The organism is Phreatobacter sp. (assembly GCF_030691135.1).
Lineage (GTDB): Bacteria > Pseudomonadota > Alphaproteobacteria > Rhizobiales > Phreatobacteraceae > Phreatobacter.
Genome location: NZ_JAUYFA010000087.1, coordinates 32,782 through 51,812, shown reverse-complemented (window position 1 = coordinate 51,812; position 19,031 = coordinate 32,782). Strand labels below are relative to the sequence as shown.

18 protein-coding genes are annotated in these 19,031 nt (G+C 68.7%); 9 read left to right on the top strand and 9 right to left on the bottom strand.

Annotated features, from left to right (window positions below; genetic code table 11):
* Nucleotides 1-60: 60 nt before the first annotated feature.
* The 3 genes from ybeY to miaB form a co-directional block, all read right to left on the bottom strand.
* Nucleotides 61-576, bottom strand: coding sequence for an rRNA maturation RNase YbeY (ybeY, locus tag Q8O26_RS16570; RefSeq protein WP_305577562.1), 516 nt, complete (start codon nucleotides 574-576; stop codon nucleotides 61-63).
* Entirely contained in the window at nucleotides 573-1,610 is a 1,038-nt protein-coding gene (locus Q8O26_RS16565; protein WP_305577610.1) for a PhoH family protein, read from the bottom strand. The genes ybeY and Q8O26_RS16565 overlap by 4 nt, the downstream gene beginning before the upstream one ends.
* A gap of 81 nt (nucleotides 1,611-1,691) precedes the next feature.
* Nucleotides 1,692-3,092: a tRNA (N6-isopentenyl adenosine(37)-C2)-methylthiotransferase MiaB gene (gene miaB, locus Q8O26_RS16560; protein ID WP_305577560.1), complete on the bottom strand. Its 1,401-nt coding sequence runs from the start codon at nucleotides 3,090-3,092 to the stop codon at nucleotides 1,692-1,694.
* Nucleotides 3,093-3,248: 156 nt separating this feature from the next.
* On the opposite strand from miaB, the gene Q8O26_RS16555 reads away from it, so the two are divergent.
* Entirely contained in the window at nucleotides 3,249-3,620 is a 372-nt protein-coding gene (locus Q8O26_RS16555) for a DUF2147 domain-containing protein (RefSeq protein ID WP_305577558.1), read from the top strand.
* Between the two features lie 45 nt (nucleotides 3,621-3,665).
* Here Q8O26_RS16555 and Q8O26_RS16550 read toward each other — a convergent pair whose 3' ends face one another.
* Nucleotides 3,666-3,926, bottom strand: coding sequence for an exodeoxyribonuclease VII small subunit (locus Q8O26_RS16550; RefSeq protein WP_305577556.1), 261 nt, complete (start codon nucleotides 3,924-3,926; stop codon nucleotides 3,666-3,668).
* A gap of 26 nt (nucleotides 3,927-3,952) precedes the next feature.
* Nucleotides 3,953-4,882 (bottom strand): histone deacetylase family protein, encoded by a 930-nt coding sequence (locus Q8O26_RS16545; protein WP_305577554.1) that lies wholly within the window; start codon nucleotides 4,880-4,882, stop codon nucleotides 3,953-3,955.
* A gap of 219 nt (nucleotides 4,883-5,101) precedes the next feature.
* On the opposite strand from Q8O26_RS16545, the gene Q8O26_RS16540 reads away from it, so the two are divergent.
* A complete protein-coding gene (locus Q8O26_RS16540) occupies nucleotides 5,102-5,920 on the top strand; it encodes a DUF1194 domain-containing protein (RefSeq protein WP_305577552.1) in 819 nt (272 codons plus the stop codon).
* A gap of 57 nt (nucleotides 5,921-5,977) precedes the next feature.
* On the opposite strand, the gene Q8O26_RS16535 is transcribed toward Q8O26_RS16540, so the two are convergent.
* On the bottom strand, nucleotides 5,978-6,964 hold the full coding sequence (locus Q8O26_RS16535; protein ID WP_305577550.1) for a VOC family protein: 987 nt from the start codon (nucleotides 6,962-6,964) through the stop codon (nucleotides 5,978-5,980).
* 191 nt (nucleotides 6,965-7,155) lie between these two features.
* Between Q8O26_RS16535 and Q8O26_RS16530 the strand changes: the two genes are divergently transcribed.
* Nucleotides 7,156-7,944 carry an SDR family oxidoreductase gene (locus Q8O26_RS16530; RefSeq protein WP_305577548.1) on the top strand — a complete coding sequence of 263 codons (789 nt, stop codon included), beginning with the start codon at nucleotides 7,156-7,158 and terminating at the stop codon, nucleotides 7,942-7,944.
* Nucleotides 7,945-8,130: 186 nt separating this feature from the next.
* Nucleotides 8,131-9,048 (top strand): pirin family protein, encoded by a 918-nt coding sequence (locus Q8O26_RS16525; protein ID WP_305577546.1) that lies wholly within the window; start codon nucleotides 8,131-8,133, stop codon nucleotides 9,046-9,048.
* 4 nt (nucleotides 9,049-9,052) lie between these two features.
* Here Q8O26_RS16525 and Q8O26_RS16520 read toward each other — a convergent pair whose 3' ends face one another.
* A complete protein-coding gene (locus Q8O26_RS16520; RefSeq protein WP_305577544.1) occupies nucleotides 9,053-9,412 on the bottom strand; it encodes a carboxymuconolactone decarboxylase family protein in 360 nt (119 codons plus the stop codon).
* Between the two features lie 195 nt (nucleotides 9,413-9,607).
* Between Q8O26_RS16520 and dxs the strand changes: the two genes are divergently transcribed.
* The 3 genes from dxs to Q8O26_RS16505 all read left to right on the top strand — a co-directional run bounded on the left by dxs (nucleotide 9,608) and on the right by Q8O26_RS16505 (nucleotide 13,696).
* The gene (gene dxs, locus Q8O26_RS16515; RefSeq protein WP_305577542.1) at nucleotides 9,608-11,536 is read left to right on the top strand and encodes a 1-deoxy-D-xylulose-5-phosphate synthase; all 1,929 of its coding nucleotides are present in this window, start codon (nucleotides 9,608-9,610) and stop codon (nucleotides 11,534-11,536) included.
* Entirely contained in the window at nucleotides 11,533-12,270 is a 738-nt protein-coding gene (locus Q8O26_RS16510; protein ID WP_305577540.1) for a TlyA family RNA methyltransferase, read from the top strand. The genes dxs and Q8O26_RS16510 overlap by 4 nt, the downstream gene beginning before the upstream one ends.
* A 208-nt stretch (nucleotides 12,271-12,478) precedes the next feature.
* The gene (locus tag Q8O26_RS16505; protein WP_305577538.1) at nucleotides 12,479-13,696 is read left to right on the top strand and encodes a class I SAM-dependent RNA methyltransferase; all 1,218 of its coding nucleotides are present in this window, start codon (nucleotides 12,479-12,481) and stop codon (nucleotides 13,694-13,696) included.
* A 3-nt stretch (nucleotides 13,697-13,699) separates the two neighbouring features.
* Here the strand turns inward: Q8O26_RS16505 and Q8O26_RS16500 are convergent, their stop codons facing one another.
* Complete coding sequence (locus tag Q8O26_RS16500; RefSeq protein WP_305577536.1) at nucleotides 13,700-14,665, bottom strand: L-threonylcarbamoyladenylate synthase; 966 nt, start codon at nucleotides 14,663-14,665, stop codon at nucleotides 13,700-13,702.
* 190 nt (nucleotides 14,666-14,855) lie between these two features.
* On the opposite strand from Q8O26_RS16500, the gene Q8O26_RS16495 reads away from it, so the two are divergent.
* Nucleotides 14,856-16,640: an acyl-CoA dehydrogenase gene (locus Q8O26_RS16495; RefSeq protein WP_305577534.1), complete on the top strand. Its 1,785-nt coding sequence runs from the start codon at nucleotides 14,856-14,858 to the stop codon at nucleotides 16,638-16,640.
* A 10-nt stretch (nucleotides 16,641-16,650) separates the two neighbouring features.
* Entirely contained in the window at nucleotides 16,651-17,424 is a 774-nt protein-coding gene (locus Q8O26_RS16490) for an enoyl-CoA hydratase-related protein (RefSeq protein WP_305577532.1), read from the top strand.
* Between the two features lie 266 nt (nucleotides 17,425-17,690).
* On the opposite strand, the gene ribB is transcribed toward Q8O26_RS16490, so the two are convergent.
* Nucleotides 17,691-19,016: a 3,4-dihydroxy-2-butanone-4-phosphate synthase gene (gene ribB / locus Q8O26_RS16485; protein WP_305577530.1), complete on the bottom strand. Its 1,326-nt coding sequence runs from the start codon at nucleotides 19,014-19,016 to the stop codon at nucleotides 17,691-17,693.
* Nucleotides 19,017-19,031: the final 15 nt, after the last annotated feature.

Genomic DNA, 19,031 nt, shown 5'->3' with positions numbered 1-19,031 from the left:
CCGTTCGCAGGGGTCGACGTGGAAGCGGCCTCGGCCGCGGTGGTTCGGTATCGACTGTCGCTAGGGTCGGGCATGGGTTCCGTCGGGCATCATACGCCCGGTCGCGTGGGGATCGCTGATTCCGAGATCCGCGAGAATGGAGGTTTCCATCGCCTCCATCGCCACGGCGTCCGCCTCAGACTCGTGATCATAGCCTAGAAGATGCAGGAGGCCATGGATCGTCAAGTGGGTCAGGTGATCGGACGGGGTCAGGGCCTCCTCGCCGGCCTCCCTGACGAGGGTCTGGTAGGCGACGATCACGTCGCCGAGGAGAGGCCCCCGCGGCGCCGGAAAAGACAGCACGTTCGTGGGCTTGTCCTTGGAGCGATACTCGCGGTTCAGCCGCTGGACCATGGCGTCGTCGGCGAGCGCCAACGACAGTTCCGCATCTGGGGGAATCTTCACGTCCCGCCGGTCCGACACGGCGGACACGGCCCTGCGGACGATATCCTCAGCCGCGGGAAGGCCATCCCACAGGTCGGAGAGAATCGCGATGTCCGTCTGGATCGCGGCCGCGTCGCCGCCGGCCCGGCTCATGTCTGGCGCATGCGTCGCGTCTGGTGCGGCGCCGCATGCTCGCCCGCCCGCGTCGCCGCCTCGTAGGCCCTGACGATGCGGCCCACGAGTTCGTGGCGCACCACGTCGTCCTCGGTGAAATAGCACTGGGCGATGCCATCGACGTTCTCGAGCAGGTCGAGGGCCTCCGAAAGGCCCGACTTCATGCCCGGCGGCAGGTCGACCTGGGTCGGGTCGCCGGTGATGATCATGCGCGAGTTCTCACCGAGGCGGGTGAGGAACATCTTCATCTGCATGGACGTCGTGTTCTGCGCCTCGTCGAGGATCACCCCCGCGTTGGTGAGGGTGCGGCCGCGCATGAAGGCGAGCGGGGCGATCTCGATCATGCCCGACTGCATGGCGCGCTCGACCCGGGGGGCGTCCATAAGGTCGTAGAGCGCATCGTAGATCGGCCGCAGATAGGGATCGACCTTCTCCTTGAGGTCGCCGGGCAGGAAGCCGAGGCGCTCGCCGGCCTCGACGGCGGGGCGCGTCAGGATCAGCCGGTCGACCATGCCCTTGTCGAGCAGTGCCACGGCCTGCGCCACGGCGAGCCAGGTCTTGCCGGTGCCGGCAGGCCCGATGCCGAAGGCGAGTTCGTGGCGCTTCAGCGCGCGGATATAGGTGTCCTGGGCCGGGGTGCGCGCCCGCACGGTCCGCTTGCGCGTGACGATCTCCTCGTGGCCGAGGCGCGGCGCCCCGTCAGCCTCGAACAGGGAGCCCTGCGATGTGGTCATGCGGATGGCGCCGTCGACGTCGCCGAGCGTGACGTCCTGGCCGCTCTTCAGCCGCGCATAGAGATTTTCCAGGACGACCTTGCCCTGCTCGCAGGGGTCGGCCAGACCGACGAGGTTGACCAGGTTGCCGCGGGCCGTGGCGCGGATGCCGAGCCGCTTTTCCAGGAAGGCGAGGTTCTGGTCGTACTGGCCGAACAGGCGGCTCGCGAGACGGTTGTCGTCGAAGGAGAGGGTGATCTCGGCCTCGGCCGTGTCGTCATGCGTCGCAAGCCAGGGAATGTTGCGTCCGCTGTCCGGGCTGAAGCCGCCCCCGCTGGGATTTGTCAACCGTGCCGTCCTCTTGTCCTGGGCTGAAACCGCTCACTCTGCCGCATGCACTGCCATCATATGGTCGTCCGCAGCGAGAACACCATCGAGGGAGTTTGTCTTGGCTCCCGTGATTCGGACAGGGACGATGCTGCCGATCACAGACGACGGTCCGATGACCTGGACCGGCGAGAGATAGGGCGAGCGTCCGACGACCTGCCCCGGCTTGCGGCCGGCCTTCTCGAAGAGGACGTCGACGGTGCGGCCGACGAGGCTCTCCTGGAAAGCCTGCTGCTGAGCCGTCACCAGCGCCTGCAGCGCATGAAGCCGCTCGGTCTGCAAAGCTTCCGCAACGTGGCCGTCCATTGCGGCGCCGGGGGTGCCGGGCCGGGCGGAATAGGTGAAGGAATAGGCGGCGGCGAAGCCGACCTGGCGCACCAGGTCCATCGTATCGGCGAAGTCGGCATCGCTCTCGCCGGGAAAGCCGACGATGAAGTCCGAGGTGAGCGCGATGTCGGGCCGCGCCTGGCGGATGCGGTCGACGAGGCGCAGGTAGTCGTCGCGGGTGTGCTTGCGGTTCATTCGCTTCAGCACGGCCGTCGAGCCCGACTGCACCGGCAGGTGCAGGGAAGGCATGAGGCTCGCCAGGTCGCGGTGCGCCGCGACGAGATCGTCGCTCATCTCGCGCGGATGGCTGGTGGTGTGGCGCAGCCGGGCGATGCCGGGCACCTCCGCGAGCCGGTGGAGTAACCGGGCCAGCGTCCATTCGGACCCGTCCGGCGCCATGCCGTGATAGGCGTTGACGTTCTGGCCGAGCAGCGTCACCTCGCGCACGCCGGCCGCCGCCAGTTTCTCGACCTCGGCGAGGATCTGCGCGATCGGGCGCGAGACCTCGGCGCCGCGGGTATAGGGGACGACGCAGAAGGTGCAGAACTTGTCGCAGCCCTCCTGCACCGTGACGAAGGCGCTGAGGCCGCGGGCGCGCGTCCTGGCTTCGCTCGCCGCCGGCAGCACCTTGAACTTGTCCTCGACGGGAAATTCGGTGTCGACGACGCCGGGCGCGACGCCGGCGCGGGCCACGAGGCCGGGCAGACGGTGATAGCTCTGCGGGCCGACGACGAGATCGACGGTCTTCGTCCGCCTGACGATCTCCTCGCCTTCCGCCTGGGCGACACAACCGGTGACGCCGACCATGACCTTGCGGCCGTTCGCCCGCGCCTCGTCCTTGATGATGCGGATGCGGCCGAGTTCGGAATAGACCTTCTCGGCGGCCCGCTCGCGAATGTGGCAGGTGTTGAGGAGGATGAGATCGGCCTCCTCCGGCGTCGCCACCTCGCGATAGCCCTCGGCGCCCATGACGTCGGCCATGCGCTGGCTGTCGTAGACGTTCATCTGGCAGCCGTAGGATTTGACGTAGACGGCCTTGGACGGGGGCTTTTCGGCGGGTTTGCTCATCAGGGACTCCGGTGACCGGAGCTATAGCGGGTTCACGGAGAGCCGTTAAGGGGGCGAAAACGCTGTCACAATCGCGTGATCTGTCGACGCCCATGCGGAACCAGATACGGAATTCTGGCGTAAGCTTGAGATTGCGACCATCGGCGGAGATGATCCATGCGGTTTTTGAAGACGGCTTTCGCGTCCGGAGTTCTGCTGGCAGCGGCCCTCACGGGCGCCCAGGCCCTGGAAGGCAACTGGCTGCGCGGTGACGGCAACGCCCGGGTTCGTATCGCGCCCTGTGGCGACAAGGTCTGCGCGACGAACCTGTGGATCGGCGACACCAGCTCCGGCGAGGAGGTTGGAGACCGTCTCGTCATGACGCTGACGCGGGAAGGCCAGGGCAAGTTCGAAGGCACCGCCTTCGACGTCAAGCGTGGCCGGAACTACAACATCATCATCACCACCAGCGGTGATCGTCTCAGCACACGCGGCTGCATCCTCGGGCGCCTGCTGTGCCGGGAAGTAACCTGGACGGCCGCACGCTGAGCGGCGGCGATCCGGGCGGGGCGGGGCAAATCCGCGATCGCCCCGTCAACCCGCATCCAGCGGCGTCGTGCCCGTCGGAGAACCGTCGGCAGCCAGCGTGATCTTCTGCACCCGCGCCTCGGCGTCGCGCAGCAGAGCCTCGCAACGCTTCTTCAAGGCCTCGCCGCGCTCGTAGATGGCGATGGAGTCCTCAAGCGGCACGTTGCCGCCCTCGAGCTTCTGGACAATCTGCTCGAGTTCGCCGAGCGCCTTCTCGAAGGAGAGGGCCGCGACATCGGCATGGGGGGCGGCGCTCTTGTCGCTCATGGGCACTCCGGGGGAATCGGCTGGGGTCAGCCGCGCATCAATGCCATGACATGGGCGCCGACGGAACGGCCGAGGCCCTCGAGGTCGTAACCACCCTCCAGCACAGAGACGACGCGGCCGGAGCAGGTCTCGTCCGCCACCTCCATCATCCGCTTGGTCGCCCAGGCGAAATCGGCTTCCGTAAGGTTGATGTTGGCGAGCGGGTCGCGCTCATGGGCATCGAAGCCGGCCGAGATCAGCACGAGGTCGGGACGGAAGCCACGCATGCGCGGCAGGATGACCGTGTCGAAGGCCTCGCGGAAGGCGTCGCCGCCGTCGCCGGCGCGCAGCGGCGCATTGACGATCTGGTTGTGGGCGCCGGTCTCGTTCAGCGCGCCGGTGCCGGGATAGAGCGGCATCTCGTGGGTCGACAGATACATGACCGAGGGGTCGGACCAGAAGATGTCCTGGGTGCCGTTGCCATGGTGGACGTCGAAATCCATGATGGCGACACGCGTCGCGCCATATTTCGCCTGGGCGTGACGGGCGGCGATGGCGACATTGTTGAACAGGCAGAAGCCCATCGCGGTCGCCGTCTCGGCATGGTGGCCGGGCGGGCGGGTGGCGACGAAGGCGTTGCTCACTTTCGAGGTCATCACCTCGTCGACGGCGAAGACCGCTCCGCCGGCGGAGCGCAGTGCCGCCTCATAGGACCCGGGCGAAAGGGTCGTATCGCCATCGACGTGGACGAGGCCGACGAAGGGCGTGGCATTGACCAGCTTTTCGATGAATTCGGGCGGATGGACCCGCAAGATGGCCTCGACGGAGGCTTCCGGCGCCTCGTCGCGGGCGAGGTCGGCGAAGCGCTCGTGCTCGAGGACATGGGTGATCATGCGCAGGCGGTCGGCGCGCTCGGGATGGCCGAAGGGCGTCTGGTGCTCCAGGCACTTGGCATGGGAAATGACGAGTGTGGTCACAGCGGCCGGCCCTTCCATGCACTGTCACGGGGCGCATAGGCCTCGCCGCCGCCCATCCCGGCATGATTAAAGCATGGGGCGGCCGGTGCAACCGGGGTGCCCCACGCAATCGTGATGGCGCGTGCCGTTTTCCCTGTTGGTGCATCGCGAAACATGGTTCCCCCCCCGGTGCCGCCTGTGTCAGGCTGATGACGTTCGGCCTATTGCTCGGGGTTTTTCATGATCCGTGCATTGATCCTTGTCGTGTTCCTGTCGCTCGCCGGGCCCCTCGCAGCGCATGCCCAGAGCCGGTCGGCGGCCAGCGAGGTCGACGTCCAGATCGTGCTGGCGGTCGACATTTCCTATTCGATGGACCCCGAGGAGCAGCGCCTTCAGCGCGAGGGCTACATCAAGGCGATCACCTCGCCGGAGGTGCTCGATGCGATCCGCCGGGGCCTGATCGGCAAGATCGCGGTGAGCTATCTGGAATGGGCCGGCCATCAGGAGAGGCAGGTCGTCATCGACTGGCGGATCATCGACGGGGCGGAAAGCGCCCAGGCCTTCGCGGCCGAACTGCAGTCGAAGCCCTATCGCCGGGCTTTCCGCACCTCGATCTCCGGCGCCATCCAGGCGAGCGTCGACCTGCTGGAGAAATCGGGCCTGCGCTCGCTGCGAAGGGTCATCGACGTCTCGGGCGACGGGTCCAACAACAACGGCCCCCATGTGGAGATCGCCCGGGACGACGCCCTCGCCAAGGGCATCGTCATCAACGGCCTGCCCATCGTGATCCCGCGGCAGAATTCCCGCTTCGTCGATATCCCCAATCTCGACGCCTACTATCAGGACTGCGTGGTCGGCGGTCCCGGCTCCTTCGTGATCCCCATCACCAGCCCGGAAGAGTTCGTCACGGCGACGCGGCGCAAGCTGATCCTCGAAGTGGCCGGCATCACACCGGTCTGGCCGCTGCCGGGAGGGCCCTTCGTGGTCCCGGTCCAGGCCCCGAAGGTCGACTGCCTGGTCGGCGAGCGGATCTGGCGCGAGCGCTGGGAGCGCAACTGAGCGACGCGCACCGGTCTCGGTCGTCTTGGAAGGGCGATACTGGCAGGGGTCTGGCGATCAGCGGCTGACGAGCCGGATCGCCGTGCCCCAGGGATCGGCTGTCGCGAAGCCACCGGTCATCTCCGTGACCCCTGCGCCCGCCGTCGCGAGCCGCGCGCGCTGGGCGTCGAGGACGGCGCGGTCCTTCACCTCCAGCGAGAACCAGGCGATGCCCGTGGCGTTCGCATCGCGCGCGCCGGCCCCCTGGCTGCGCCAGGCATTGATGCCGAGATGGTGGTGGTAGCGGCCCGAGGAGAGGAAGGCCGCGCCGCTGCGCTGGCGCGTCGTGTCGAGGCCGATCGCCGTGCTGTAGAAGGCCTGGCCGCGGGCGACATCCCCGACGCGCAGGTGCATGTGGCCGATGCGCAGGCCTGCCGGTGCGGTCGCATAATCGCTGACCTGGATGTTCGTGAGGCCGAGGAGTTCATCGACATTGAGCTGGTCGGAGGTCATGGTGACGGTCCCGCCATCCCAGCGCCAGAGCTCGGGGGCGCGGTCGCTGTAGACCTCGATGCCATTGCCCTCGGGATCGTCGAGATAGACCGCCTCGCTGACGGCATGGTCGGCAAAGCCGGTGAGCCGCACGCGGTTGCGCGCGACATGGACCAGCCAGCGGGCAAGGTCCTTGCGCGTCGGCATCAGGAAGGCGGTGTGGAACAGGCCCGCCGTGCCCTGGCGCTCGAAGGGAGCCGCCGGCCGCTGTTCGAGAACCAGCAGCACGTTGCCGCCGGCGCCGAGGCTGGCGCGGCCGGGCGCGGTCTCGATCACCGAAAGGCCTAGCACGTCGCGATAGAAGCCGGAGACGAGGGCAAGGTCGCGGACGACGAGGGACACCTGTCCGACGCGCATCGGCGTCTGGTGGGCAAAGAGAACCGGGGCGGGCTCCGACCGCGGGCCGGTCGCTATACCCTCGGCCTTCGCCGCCGCCATCGCCGCGACGGAAAGGCTGGCGGCGCCCGCCATGTCCAGAAGCGCACGGCGTGTCATCCCCGCGTTGAACGCCATCGTCTTATCTCCTGCCTGTCCGAAATGCCGAATGGGCGGTAGCATGGCGCGAGGCTGGCGCGCATTTCACGTCCGCGTCAGGGCCGGTCACGGAATCGTCGACCGATGCGCTGGGCTGTCCCGCGACCCGTCCTCTTGCATCGGCGCGCACTTCGGGTTTGTCTGCGCGCCACTTTCCCAAGGAGAATGACATGGATTTCGGCCTGTCCGACAAGAAAGCCCTCGTTCTGGCGTCGAGCCGCGGCCTCGGTCTCGGCATTGCCGAAGCGCTGGCGGCCGAGGGCGCGACCGTCATGCTGGTCGGCCGCACCGCCGACCGCATCAAGGCCCATGCCGAGGCGATCACCGCCCGCGGCAAGGGCAAGGCCTACGGTATCGCCGCCGATCTCGGCGCCGAGGGCGCCGTGGACGAGATCGTGGCGCTCGCCGAGAAGACCCTCGGCCAGATCGACATCCTCGTGAACAACACCGGCGGCCCGCCGGCCAAGCCTGCGACCGAGGTCGCCCCGGACGAGTGGGCCAAGCTGTTCAAGGTCATGGTGGAGCCGGTCTTCCAGATCACCGCCAAGGTCCTGCCGGGCATGCGCGCCCGCAAGTGGGGCCGCATCCTCACCGTCGCCTCGTCGGGCGTCGAGAACCCGATCCCGAACCTCGCCCTGTCGAACGCCCTCCGCTCGGCGATCGTCGGCTGGTCAAAGACGCTGTCGAACGAAGTTGCCAAGGACAACGTCACGGTCAACATGATCCTGCCGGGCCGTATCGCCACCGACCGGATCAAGGAACTGGACGAGGCCAATTCCAAGCGCTCCGGCAAGTCGATGGAGGACATCCAGGCCGCCTCGATCGCCACGATCCCGGCCGGACGCCTCGGCACCGCCGCCGAGTTCGGCGCCACCGCCGCCTTCCTCTGCTCGGACCAGGCCGCCTATATCACCGGCTCGAAGATCCGCGTCGACGGCGGCGCGACGAAGAACGTCTGAAGCGCGCGCCCGCACCACCTTCACCTCTCCCCGGCGGGGAGAGGTGAGGCAGCGGCGCCCGCCGCCTCCATCCCTCAGCGCGCTTGCAGCGGCGCAAACTCCGATCGCGGCAGCCGTCGTGGCCTTGCCGTCCATCCTCGGCTAGCCTCCGGGGCATCGTCTCTCCCATCCCCGAGGAGCCCCGCGATGTCCTTCGCCCCGACCCCCGATCCAGCCCCCGGCGACAGGTTCGCCTGCGACGCCATCGACATGGTCATCGTGCCGCGCACCCATGACATCGGTGGGTTCACGGTGCGTCGCGCCCTGCCCTTCGTGAAGCGGCGGATGGTCGGGCCCTTCATCTTCTTCGACCATATGGGTCCCGCCGAGTTCAAGGACGGCGGCGGCATCGACGTGCGCCCCCACCCCCATATCGGGCTCTCGACCGTGACCTATCTGTTCGAGGGCGAGATCCAGCACCGCGATTCGCTCGGCACCTATCTGCCGGTGCGACCTGGCGAGGTGAACCTGATGACCGCCGGGCGCGGCATCGTCCATTCCGAGCGCACCGACCCGGCCCTGAAGGCGAGCGGCCACAGGCTGCACGGTATCCAGAGCTGGGTTGCCTTGCCGAAGACGCACGAGGAAACGGCGCCCGGCTTCGAACATGTCGCGCAGCGCGACCTGCCCGTCATCACCGGTGACGGCACGACCGTCCGGGTCGTCATGGGCACGCTCTATGGCGCGACCTCTCCGGCGACGCAGAACTGGCCGACCATCTACGGCGACATCGCGCTGGAGGCCGGCGCGAAGCTGCCTGTCGACGCCGAGACCGAGGAGCGCTGCCTCTATGTCGTCTCCGGCGAGATCGACCTGCAGGGCGACATCTTCCGGGAAGGGCAGCTTCTGGTGCTGCGTCCCGGCGACCGCATCACCCTGTCGGCGGTGACGCCGGCGCGGCTGATCCTGTGCGGCGGCGCCACCATGGACGGGCCCCGCCTCATCTGGTGGAACTTCGTCTCCTCGTCGAAGGAGCGGCTCGACCAGGCCAAGGAGGACTGGAAGCAGAAGCGCTTCGACACGGTGCCGGGCGACGAGGAAGAATTCATTCCGCTTCCGGAATGAGGCTTCAGCCGGATGCCTGCGCCTTCTCCTCGAACTGCAGGAAAGCGGTGTAGGCGTCCGCCGCATACATGAGCGAAGGACCTCCACCCATCTGGATCGCGACACCGAGAACCTCGGCGACCTCCTGGCGGGTGGCGCCGAGCTTCACCAGCGCCTCGGCATGATAGCCGAGGCAGCCGTCGCAGCGCGATGCGACGCCCAGAGCCAGGGCGATGAACTCCTTGGTCTTCTTCGAGACGGCGCCGTCCTTCATGGCGGCCTGGGTCAGGGTCGAGAAGCCGGCCATGGTGTCGCCGGCCTCCTTGCGCAACTCGCGCAATCCGGCCGAGAGGTCCCTGGTGATCTCCGGATAGACCTTGGTCATGACTGAGGTTCCTTTTGATATTCCTGTTTTTGCATATAATGGGGCGCGTCGTTTCGGACAACGCCGCGACTGCAGATCACGGCTGCGCCATTCGGCCGCCCTACCCCGGCTGCATTGCGCCGCCATGTCCGGTGGTGTACCCCTCGGAACCCTGCGATCCGCATTGATCCGTCCCGCCACAAGCCGGTGACACGAGTGACTGAACGCCCTGCCACGCCTCTGCTCGACACGATCCGCATCCCCGCCGATCTCCGCAAGCTCACCGAACATCAGATCCGGCAGGTCGCCGCAGAGCTGCGCGCCGAAACCATTTCGGCCGTCTCGGTCACCGGTGGCCATCTGGGTGCCGGCCTCGGCGTCATCGAGCTGACCACGGCGCTGCATTATGTCTTCGACACGCCGCGTGACCGCATCATCTGGGACGTCGGGCACCAGGCCTATCCGCACAAGATCCTCACCGGCCGCCGCGACCGGATCCGCACCCTGCGCCAGGGCGGCGGCCTCTCCGGCTTCACCCGCAGATCCGAGAGCGAGTACGACCCGTTCGGCGCGGCCCATTCCTCCACCTCCATCTCGGCCGGGCTCGGCATGGCGGTGGCGCGCGACCTTTCGGGCGCGAAGAACGCGGTCATCGCCGTGATCGGCGACGGCGCCATGTCGGCGGGCATGGCCTATGAGGCGATGAACAATGCGGGGGCCCGGCAAGAGCGGCTGATCGTCATCCTCAACGACAACGACATGTCCATCGCCCCGCCGGTCGGGGCCATGTCGGCCTATCTCGCCCGTCTCGCCTCGGGCAAGACCTATCTGAGGCTGCGCGATATCGGCAAACAGCTGACCAAGCGGCTCGGTCCGACCATCGACCGGACCGTGACCCGCGCGGTGGAACATGCCCGCGGCTTCGTCACCGGCGGAACGCTGTTCGAAGAGCTCGGCTTCTACTATGTCGGCCCCATCGACGGCCACAATCTCGACCACCTGTTGCCCGTGCTGAAGAACGTCCGGGACGCCGATTTCGGCCCGATCCTCGTCCATGTCGTCACCCAGAAGGGCAAGGGCTATGGCCCCGCCGAGGAGACCGACGACAAGCTGCATGCCGTCGCCAAGTTCGACGTTGTCACGGGCACGCAGGTGAAGGCCAAGGCAAACGCGCCGAGCTACACCAAGGTCTTCGGCGAGAGCCTCGTCAAGGAGGCCGCCAAGGACGACCGGATCGTCGCCATCACCGCGGCGATGCCCTCGGGCACCGGCATCGACATCTTCGAGAAGGTCTATCCCGCCCGCACCTTCGATGTCGGCATCGCCGAGCAGCATGCGGTGACCTTCGCGGCCGGGCTCGCCACGGAGGGCTACAAGCCCTTCTGCGCCATCTATTCGACCTTCCTGCAGCGCGCCTACGACCAGGTCGTGCACGACGTCGCCATCCAGAACCTGCCGGTCCGCTTCCCCATCGACCGCGCCGGGCTGGTCGGTGCCGACGGGGCGACCCATGCGGGCTCCTTCGACGTGGCCTATCTCGGCTGCCTGCCGAACATGACGATCATGGCCGCCGCCGACGAGGCCGAACTCGTCCATATGGTGGCGACCGCCGCCGTCCATGACGCCGGGCCGATCGCCTTCCGCTATCCGCGCGGCGAGGGCGTCGGCGTCGACCTCCCGGTGGAGGGTGTTCCGCTCGCCATCGGCAAGGGCCGCATCGTGCGTGAGGGCTCGCGCATCGCGCTGCTGTCCTTCGGCACCCGCCTCGCCGAATGCCTGAAGGCGGCCGAGGATCTCGGCGCGCTCGGCCTGTCGACGACGGTCGCGGATGCGCGCTTCGCCAAGCCCCTCGACATCGATCTCGTCACCCGGCTCGCCCGCGAGCATGAGGTGTTGATCACGGTGGAGGAAGGCTCCATCGGCGGCTTCGGCTCCTTCGTGCTCCATGCGCTCGCCGATCGCGGCCTCCTCGACGGCGCCTGCCGGGTGCGTGCCATGGTGCTGCCGGACGTCTATCTCGACCACGACAAGCCCGAGGCCATGTATGCGCGCTGCGGGCTCGACGCGCGCGGCATCGTCGCCAAGGTCTTCGAAGCCCTGGGGCGTGAACTCATCCAGGCCGGAACCGGGGCGCTGAGGGCTTGAGCCCGCGCCGGCTGCGGGCCGATCTGCTGCTGGTGGAACGCGGCTTTTTCGACAGCCGCGCCAAGGCGCAGGCGGCGATCGCGGCGGGGCTCGTCAGTGTCGAGGGCCGTCCCGTGCGGAAGGCCTCCGAAGAGATCACGTCGACCGCCATCATCACCGCCCAAGCGCCGCACCCCTGGGTATCGCGCGGCGGGATGAAACTCGCCGCGGCGCTCGCAGCCTTTTCCGTCCGGCCGACGGACCGGACCTGTCTCGACGTCGGCTCGTCCACCGGCGGTTTCAGCCACGTTCTGCTGACCGAGGGCGCTTCCCGGGTCATCGCGGTGGATACGGGGCGCGAGCAGTTCCATGCGAGCCTGCGCGGCGATCCGTGCATCACGCTGATGGAAGCGACCGACATCCGCAAGCTGACTTCCGCCGATCTGCCGGCTGTGCCCGACCTCGCCGTCATCGACGTCAGCTTCATCTCGCTGCGGCTCGTCCTGCCGGCCGTGACGGCGCTGCTCGCGGCGGAAGCGGACCTCATCGCGCTGGTGAAGCCGCAGTTCGAGGTCGGCCGCGGCCATGTCGGCAAGAACGGCATCGTGACGGATGTTTCGGCCCGTGAGGCCGCCGTGGCGGGTGTCCGGGCTGAAGCCGAACGCCTCGGCTGGCGCATCGGCGGCCTCATCGACAGCCCCATCGCCGGCGGCGACGGCAACCGCGAGTTCCTGATGCATGGCATGCGGCCATGAAGGCTGACAAACCCCACCCGCACCCTCCCCTTGTCGCTCCGCGCCAAGGAGAGGGGGACTTCCACGCCGCGCCCGGTTCTTTTCCCTTGGTGCCTGGCGCGACGGGTGTGAAACAGGCAGACGCGGTAGTCCCCCTTTCCTCGCGCAGTGAGGGGAGGGTGCGGGTGGGGCCTTCCCCGTCCGCCTTCCCAACGGATCGGACGATGACATGACCACCCGCCTGACCATCTCCCATGTCGGCCATCGCGGCGACGGCGTCGCCGATGGACGCTTCGTCCCCTTCACCCTGCCGGGCGAGGTGGTGGAGGTGGAGGGCGTCGAGGAACGCGTCGCACCGTCGCGCATCGTCACGGCGAGCCCGGACAGGGTCGTTCCGCCCTGCCCCCATTTCGGCACCTGCGGCGGCTGCGCCCTGCAGCATTGGGCGCGGGCGCCGTATCTTTCCTGGAAACGCGATCTCGTCGTCGCGACCCTCGCCCAACACGGTTTGCATCCCGAGATCGCGCCCCCCATCGACGCCCGGGGCGCGGGACGCCGGCGCGTCACGTTTCACGCCCGGCGCGGCTCGGGAACACGGCTCGATGTCGGCTTCGCCGCCGCCCGCAGCCACGCCATCGTCGCCATCGAGGCCTGCCCGCTCCTCGCCTCTTCACTGGACAAGGCTCTTCCCGCGGCGCGGCTCGTGGCGCGCGCGCTGGAGGGCGTCGGCAAGCCGATCGACCTGCAGGTCACCGCGACGCTGCAGGGACTCGACATGGATATGCGAGGCCCCGGAAAGCTCGGCGAGAAGGATCGGCTGCGCCTGATCGAAGCGGCCAATGCCGTCCCCCTCGCCCGCCTCACCAATCACGGTGACCTCGTGATGCAGCGCGAGCCGCCGAGCATCATGATCGACGGCCACCGGGTGCCGCTGCCGCCCGCCGCTTTCCTGCAGGCGACGGAAGCCGGGGAAGAGGAGCTGGTTCAGCTGGTGCTAGCGGGGGTCGGCAAGGCGAAATCCGTGGCCGATCTCTTCTGCGGCGTCGGTCCCTTCGCCCTCAGACTGGCGCGGCAGGCCAAGGTGCGGGCGGTGGATGCCGACGCGGGTGCCATCACCGCCCTCGCCCAGGCCGTGCGCATGGCCTCAGGGCTGAAGCCGATCCAGGCCGAGACGCGCGACCTGTTCCGCCGGCCGCTGATGGCCTCCGACCTCAAGGGTCTCGACGCGGTCGTCTTCGACCCGCCGCGGGCCGGCGCGGAGACGCAGGCCGCCATCCTCGCCAAGGCCGATATCGGCCGGATCGTCGCGGTCTCGTGCAATGTGGCGAGCTTCGCGCGCGACGCCTGCCTCCTCGCCGCAGGCGGCTGGAAACTCGGGACGGTGACCCCGGTCGACCAGTTCACCTGGTCGGCGCATGTGGAACTGGTGGCGACGTTCCAGCGCTAAGCGTCAGCCGCGCGGCGCGGCGGCCCGGGCGAGACGGTCGCGGATCGCCTCGCCGAGCCCTTCCGCCGGGATCGGCATGACGGCGATGCGCCGGGTGCCCGACGCGTCGAGCTTGCGCAGGTGGCGGAAAAGGTTGGCGGCGGCCTCGGCGAGATCGCCCGTCGGCGACAGGTTGAGGACATCAGCCGCGACGGCCGGGGCCTCGGGCCCGAAGGCAAGCAGCGCCTCCCCGGGCTCGATGCCGGTGGCGTCGAGCCGGATGGCCGCCTTGGGGGCATAGTGGGAGGCCAGCATGCCCGGCGCGATGGTCGCCTCCCCCGCGGCGGATGCGAGAGGCCGACCAATCACCGCCTCCACCGCGTCGCGCGGCACGCCGCCGGGCCGCAGCAGGACCGGCGGGCCGTCGAGGCAGGCAATGATCGTCGATTCGACGCCGACATCGGTCGCGCCGCCATCCACCACGGCGTCGATCCGGCCGTCGAGATCGGCGAGCACATGGGCGGCGGTGGTCGGACTGACATGGCCTGAAAGATTGGCCGAGGGCGCAGCGACGGGCCTGCCACAGGCGGCAAGCAGCGCCATCGCCACCGGGTGGCTCGGCACGCGCAGGCCGAGCGTGTCCAGGCCGGCGCGGGCGAGATCCGCGATCGCCTCGCCCGGCGCGACCGGCACGACCAGGGTCAGCGGACCTGGCCAGAAGGCGCGGGCGAGCGCCAGCGCGTCGGCGTTGAACTGGCCAAGGGCGAGCGCCGCCTCGGTCGTCGCCACATGGGCGATGAGGGGGTTGAAGCTCGGCCGCCCCTTGGCCTCGTAGATGGCGGCGACCGCGCGGCCGTCGGTGGCGTCGGCCCCGAGGCCGTAGACGGTTTCGGTCGGGAAGGCGACGAGCCGCCCGGCACGCAGGAGGCGGCCGGCTTCGGCGAGGCCGGCGGCGTCGGGCGCGAGGCGGAGGGTGGAGCGGGGTGGCATGGGCGGCGCTTAGCACGGCGGCCGCGGAAACTCATCTCCCCCGATCCCGCCGCCGGCAACGGCTCCCTCATTCAGGGCGATCGGGGACGCACCCTCCGGACTGTCTGCGAGGCGCCGATCAATCATGCGTTTGGCGTCCTTGTCGCTGGGCCATGTCAGACCTAGAACCAAAGTCGTACGGAGATTGCCCATGACCTATCGCGCGCCCGTGACCGACATGCTCGCCACGCTGAAGCACGTGGTCGGCCTCGAACAAGCCCTGGCGGGCGGCCTCTACGGGGATCTCACCGTCGCCGACATCGCGGCCATCCTCGAGGAGGCCGGAAAATTCGCCACCGAGCGCATCGCCCCGCTGAACAAGCTCGGCGACCGCCACGGGACCCCGTTCAAGGACGGCGTCGTGACCATGCCGCCCGGCTGGAAGGAGGTCTATACCGACTGGGCCGCCGCCGGCTGGAACGGGCTGATGGCCGCCGATGCCTATGGCGGGCAGGGTCTGCCCTGCGTCATCAACTCGGCCTGTATCGAGATGTGGAACGCCGCGTCCGGCGCCTTCGGACTCGGCCCGCTGCTCACCCAGGGCGCCATCGAGGCGATCACGGCCCATGCGTCCGACGCGCTGAAGGCGAAATACCTGCCGAAGATGGTGTCGGGCGAATGGACCGGCACGATGAACCTGACCGAGCCCTCGGCCGGCTCCGACCTGTCGGGCCTCAGGACCCGCGCCGCGCGCGCCGCTGACGGCACCTACCGCATCACCGGCTCGAAGATCTACATCACCTATGGCGAGCACGACCTGACCGAGAACATCATCCACCTCGTGCTGGCCCGCCTTCCCGACGCGCCGCCCGGCACCAAGGGCATCTCGCTGTTCCTCGTGCCGAAAATCCTCGTCAACGACGACGGCACGCTCGGGGCGCGCAACGACGTGCGCTGCCATTCCATCGAGCACAAGCTCGGCGTCCACGGCTCGCCGACCTGCACCATGGTCTATGGCGATGCGGGCGGCGCCATCGGCTGGCTGGTGGGCGAGGAGAACCGCGGCCTGATGGCGATGTTCACGATGATGAACAATGCCCGCCTCGCCGTCGCCCTGCAGGGCGTCTCCATCGCCGAGCGCGCGACGCAGCAGGCGGTCGCCTATGCAATGGAGCGCCGTCAGGGCAAGGCGCCGGGGTCGAAGGGCGAGGGCATCAGCGCGATCATCGAACACCCGGACGTCAAGCGCATGCTGGCGACCATGCGCGCCTCGACGCGGGCGGCAAGGGCCATCTGCTACATGCTGGCGTCGGAGATCGACCGCGCCCATCTCGGCAAGAGCGAGGAGGAACGCAAGGCGGGGAACGCCCGCGCCTCGCTGCTCACCCCGATCGCCAAGGCCTATGCCACCGACATCGGCAACGAGGTCGCCTCGCTCGGCGTGCAGGTGCATGGCGGCATGGGCTTCGTCGAGGAGACGGGCGCCGCCCAGCACATGCGCGATGCCCGCATCTACGCCATCTACGAGGGCACCAACGGCATCCAGGCGATCGACCTCGTCACCCGCAAGATCGGCATCGACGGCGGCGGGCTCGTGGCGGCCGAGATCGCCCGCATGCGCCGTGTCATCGCCGAGGTGAAGGGCTCCAACGCCACCGGTTTCGGCCAGACTGCGGCGCGGCTCGGTGCAGCGGTCGATGCACTGGAGACTTCGACGCAGCACCTGCTGGCGGCGCTGGCCTCCGACCCCGCCGATGCGCAGGCGGGCGCGACCCCCTATGCGCGGCTGTTCGGCCTGGCGCTGGGCGGCACGTCGCTCGCCGAGAAGGCCCTGCGGTTGCGCGGCAACGGCGCCTCGGATACCGAACGCGCCGAGGCCCTGGGCCTCGCCCGCTTCTTCGCCGAGAATCTCGCCACGGCGGCGCCCGGGCTCGGCGCATCCATCGTCACCGGCGGCCATTCGGTCACCGATCTCGACATTCCGCTCGCGAGCTGAGGACCACGCCATGGACGGCATCACCCCGCAGGCCGACACCGACCATGTGACGATCACCCGTCACGACACGGGCGTGGTGCTGGTGCGCATGAACCGGTTCGACAAGAAAAACGCACTGACCGGCGCCATGTACGACACGATGCGGGGCGTCATCGAGAATGCGGCGGCCGAGGGCACGCGCGCCGTCGTCTTCGCCGGCGGCCCCGGCGTCTTCACCTCCGGCAACGACATCGCCGACTTCATGCAGCGCTCGGCGGGAGGGGCTTCCGCCGGATCGCCGGCGGGGGATTTCATCAAGGCGCTGGCCACCGTCGAAGTGCCGATGATCGCCGCGGTGGACGGTCTCGCCATCGGCATCGGCACCACCATGGTGCTGCACATGGACCTTGCCTATGCCAGCCCGGCAGCGATGTTCCGCATGCCTTTCGTCGATCTCGGCCTCGTGCCGGAAGCGGCCTCCTCACTGCTGCTGCCGCGCCTCGCGGGCCTCAAGAAGGCAACCGAATATCTCATGCTGGCCGAGCCCTTCGGGGCGCACGAGGCCGAGGCCATGGGCCTCGTCAATGCCGTGGTGCCGTCGGCGGAGATCGAGGCGAAGGCCCTCGCGGTTGCGACGAAGCTGGCCTCCAAGCCGCCGATCGCCCTCGCCCATACGCGCCGTCTCATGCGCAAGGGGGCGGACGAGGTGCGCGCCAGGATGGACGAGGAAGGCGCGCTGTTCGCCGAACTCCTCAAGGGCGACGAGGCCAGGCAGGCCTTCACGGCCTTCATGACGCGGAAGTAGGGGCGACGTGGATCGCCCACATCATTCTGCCGGAAAGACCTAAAGAGCCCCACCCGCACCCTCCCCTCGCTCACGCGAGGAGAGGGGACTATGACGTCGCGCCTCATGTCGGCCGTCGAGCCTGGCTCAACCCGTCAAGGTGAAACGGGAGGCCGAAGTCCCCTCTCCTCGCGTGAGCGAGGGGAGGGTACGGGTGCGGGTGCGGGTGCGGGTGGGGAATGCCCTTGCAGGCCGCAGGCCCGCAAGAGCGGCGCGCTGCCAGCCGCCTAACCGTCCAGCATCTCGGTCGAGACGATCTCGATGCCGAAGCCGCCGAGCCCGACGTAGTGGCGGGTCTTGGAGGCCAGCAGCCGGATGCGGTTGGCGCCGAGATCCCGGAGGATCTGGGCGCCGAGGCCGATCTCGCGCCACTGGTCGTCACGCATCTTCGCCGAGCCGTGGCTCTCGTGGATGTCGGTAGCGGGGGCGGTCGCCGCCAGCGACTGGGCAGGAACGCCGGCCGTGCCGTCGCGCAGATAGACCAGCACCCCGCCCTTCTGCGCCAGAATCTTCATCGCCGCATCGCAGGAGCGGTTCTTGCCGAAGACGTCGCGCAGCACCGTCTCGCGGTGGAGGCGGACGAGCGTCGCGCCGGCCTCGTCGACCTCGCCGAAGACGACGGCGAGATGCTCGACCCGGTCATAGGGCGTGCGGTAGGCGATGCCCCGGGCGGGCCCGTAGGGCGTCTCGATCGGGAATTCGCCGGCGCGCTCCACCAGCTTGTCGCGGGCCTGGCGGTACTTGATCAGATCGGCGACCGAGACCATCAGAAGACCGTGCTTCTCGGCGAAGGCGGTCACCTGCGGCCCGCGGGTGACCGTGCCGTCGTCATTGACGAGTTCGCAGATGACGCCGATCGGCGGCAACCCGGCGAGCTTGCAGAGATCCACCGCCGCTTCGGTATGGCCGGAGCGCATGAGCACGCCGCCCTCCCTGGCGATGAGCGGGAAGATGTGGCCCGGGCGGACGAAATCGACGGCCCCGACATTGGGATTGGCCAGCGCCCGGACCGTGGCCGTGCGGTCGTCGGCGGAAATGCCGGTCGTCGTGCCGTGGCGATAGTCGACGGAGACGGTGAAGGCCGTGCCGTGGGGTGAATCGTTGGACGAGACCATGGGATCGAGACGCAGGCGCTGCGCCTCCTGCAGGGTCAGCGGCGTGCAGACGATGCCGGACGTGTGGCGGACGATGAAGGCCATCTGCTCCGGCGTGCAGAGGGATGCCGCGACGATCAGGTCGCCCTCGTTCTCGCGGTCGTCGTCGTCGGTGACCACAACCATCTGCCCCTTGGCGAAGGCGTCGAGAGCGGCCTTCACGCGTTCAGCGGCTTGCAGCATGGATCTCTCCTCATCACGCGGCCCGGCAAGGCCGATAAAGTCATTTGGGGTCACGGCACCCGCTGTGAGTTCAGCGATGCGCTGCGCGGTATCGCGCGACATCCACGGCGCATCGCCATTGCACAGTGCCGTGACGGTGGCCGGCGAAACACCGAGCTGGCGGGCGAAGGCCAGCCTGGTCATGCCGGCACGTGCGAGCCAGATGTCGAGCTTCATGGGCGGAAGATGGAC

Excerpts from the sequence above, each read along its gene's own strand:
- Q8O26_RS16495 (WP_305577534.1), top strand. The coding sequence starts at position 14,856 with ATGACCTATCGCGCGCCCGTGACCGACATGCTCGCCACGCTGAAGCAC.
- ybeY (WP_305577562.1), bottom strand. The coding sequence starts at position 576 with ATGAGCCGGGCCGGCGGCGACGCGGCCGCGATCCAGACGGACATCGCG.
- miaB (WP_305577560.1), bottom strand. The coding sequence starts at position 3,092 with ATGAGCAAACCCGCCGAAAAGCCCCCGTCCAAGGCCGTCTACGTCAAA.
- Q8O26_RS16520 (WP_305577544.1), bottom strand. The coding sequence starts at position 9,412 with ATGACCAAGGTCTATCCGGAGATCACCAGGGACCTCTCGGCCGGATTG.
- Q8O26_RS16535 (WP_305577550.1), bottom strand. The coding sequence starts at position 6,964 with ATGGCGTTCAACGCGGGGATGACACGCCGTGCGCTTCTGGACATGGCG.
- Q8O26_RS16540 (WP_305577552.1), top strand. The coding sequence starts at position 5,102 with ATGATCCGTGCATTGATCCTTGTCGTGTTCCTGTCGCTCGCCGGGCCC.
- Q8O26_RS16555 (WP_305577558.1), top strand. The coding sequence starts at position 3,249 with ATGCGGTTTTTGAAGACGGCTTTCGCGTCCGGAGTTCTGCTGGCAGCG.
- Q8O26_RS16550 (WP_305577556.1), bottom strand. The coding sequence starts at position 3,926 with ATGAGCGACAAGAGCGCCGCCCCCCATGCCGATGTCGCGGCCCTCTCC.
- Q8O26_RS16490 (WP_305577532.1), top strand. The coding sequence starts at position 16,651 with ATGGACGGCATCACCCCGCAGGCCGACACCGACCATGTGACGATCACC.
- ribB (WP_305577530.1), bottom strand. The coding sequence starts at position 19,016 with ATGAAGCTCGACATCTGGCTCGCACGTGCCGGCATGACCAGGCTGGCC.
- Q8O26_RS16530 (WP_305577548.1), top strand. The coding sequence starts at position 7,156 with ATGGATTTCGGCCTGTCCGACAAGAAAGCCCTCGTTCTGGCGTCGAGC.
- Q8O26_RS16505 (WP_305577538.1), top strand. The coding sequence starts at position 12,479 with ATGACCACCCGCCTGACCATCTCCCATGTCGGCCATCGCGGCGACGGC.
- Q8O26_RS16500 (WP_305577536.1), bottom strand. The coding sequence starts at position 14,665 with ATGCCACCCCGCTCCACCCTCCGCCTCGCGCCCGACGCCGCCGGCCTC.
- Q8O26_RS16525 (WP_305577546.1), top strand. The coding sequence starts at position 8,131 with ATGTCCTTCGCCCCGACCCCCGATCCAGCCCCCGGCGACAGGTTCGCC.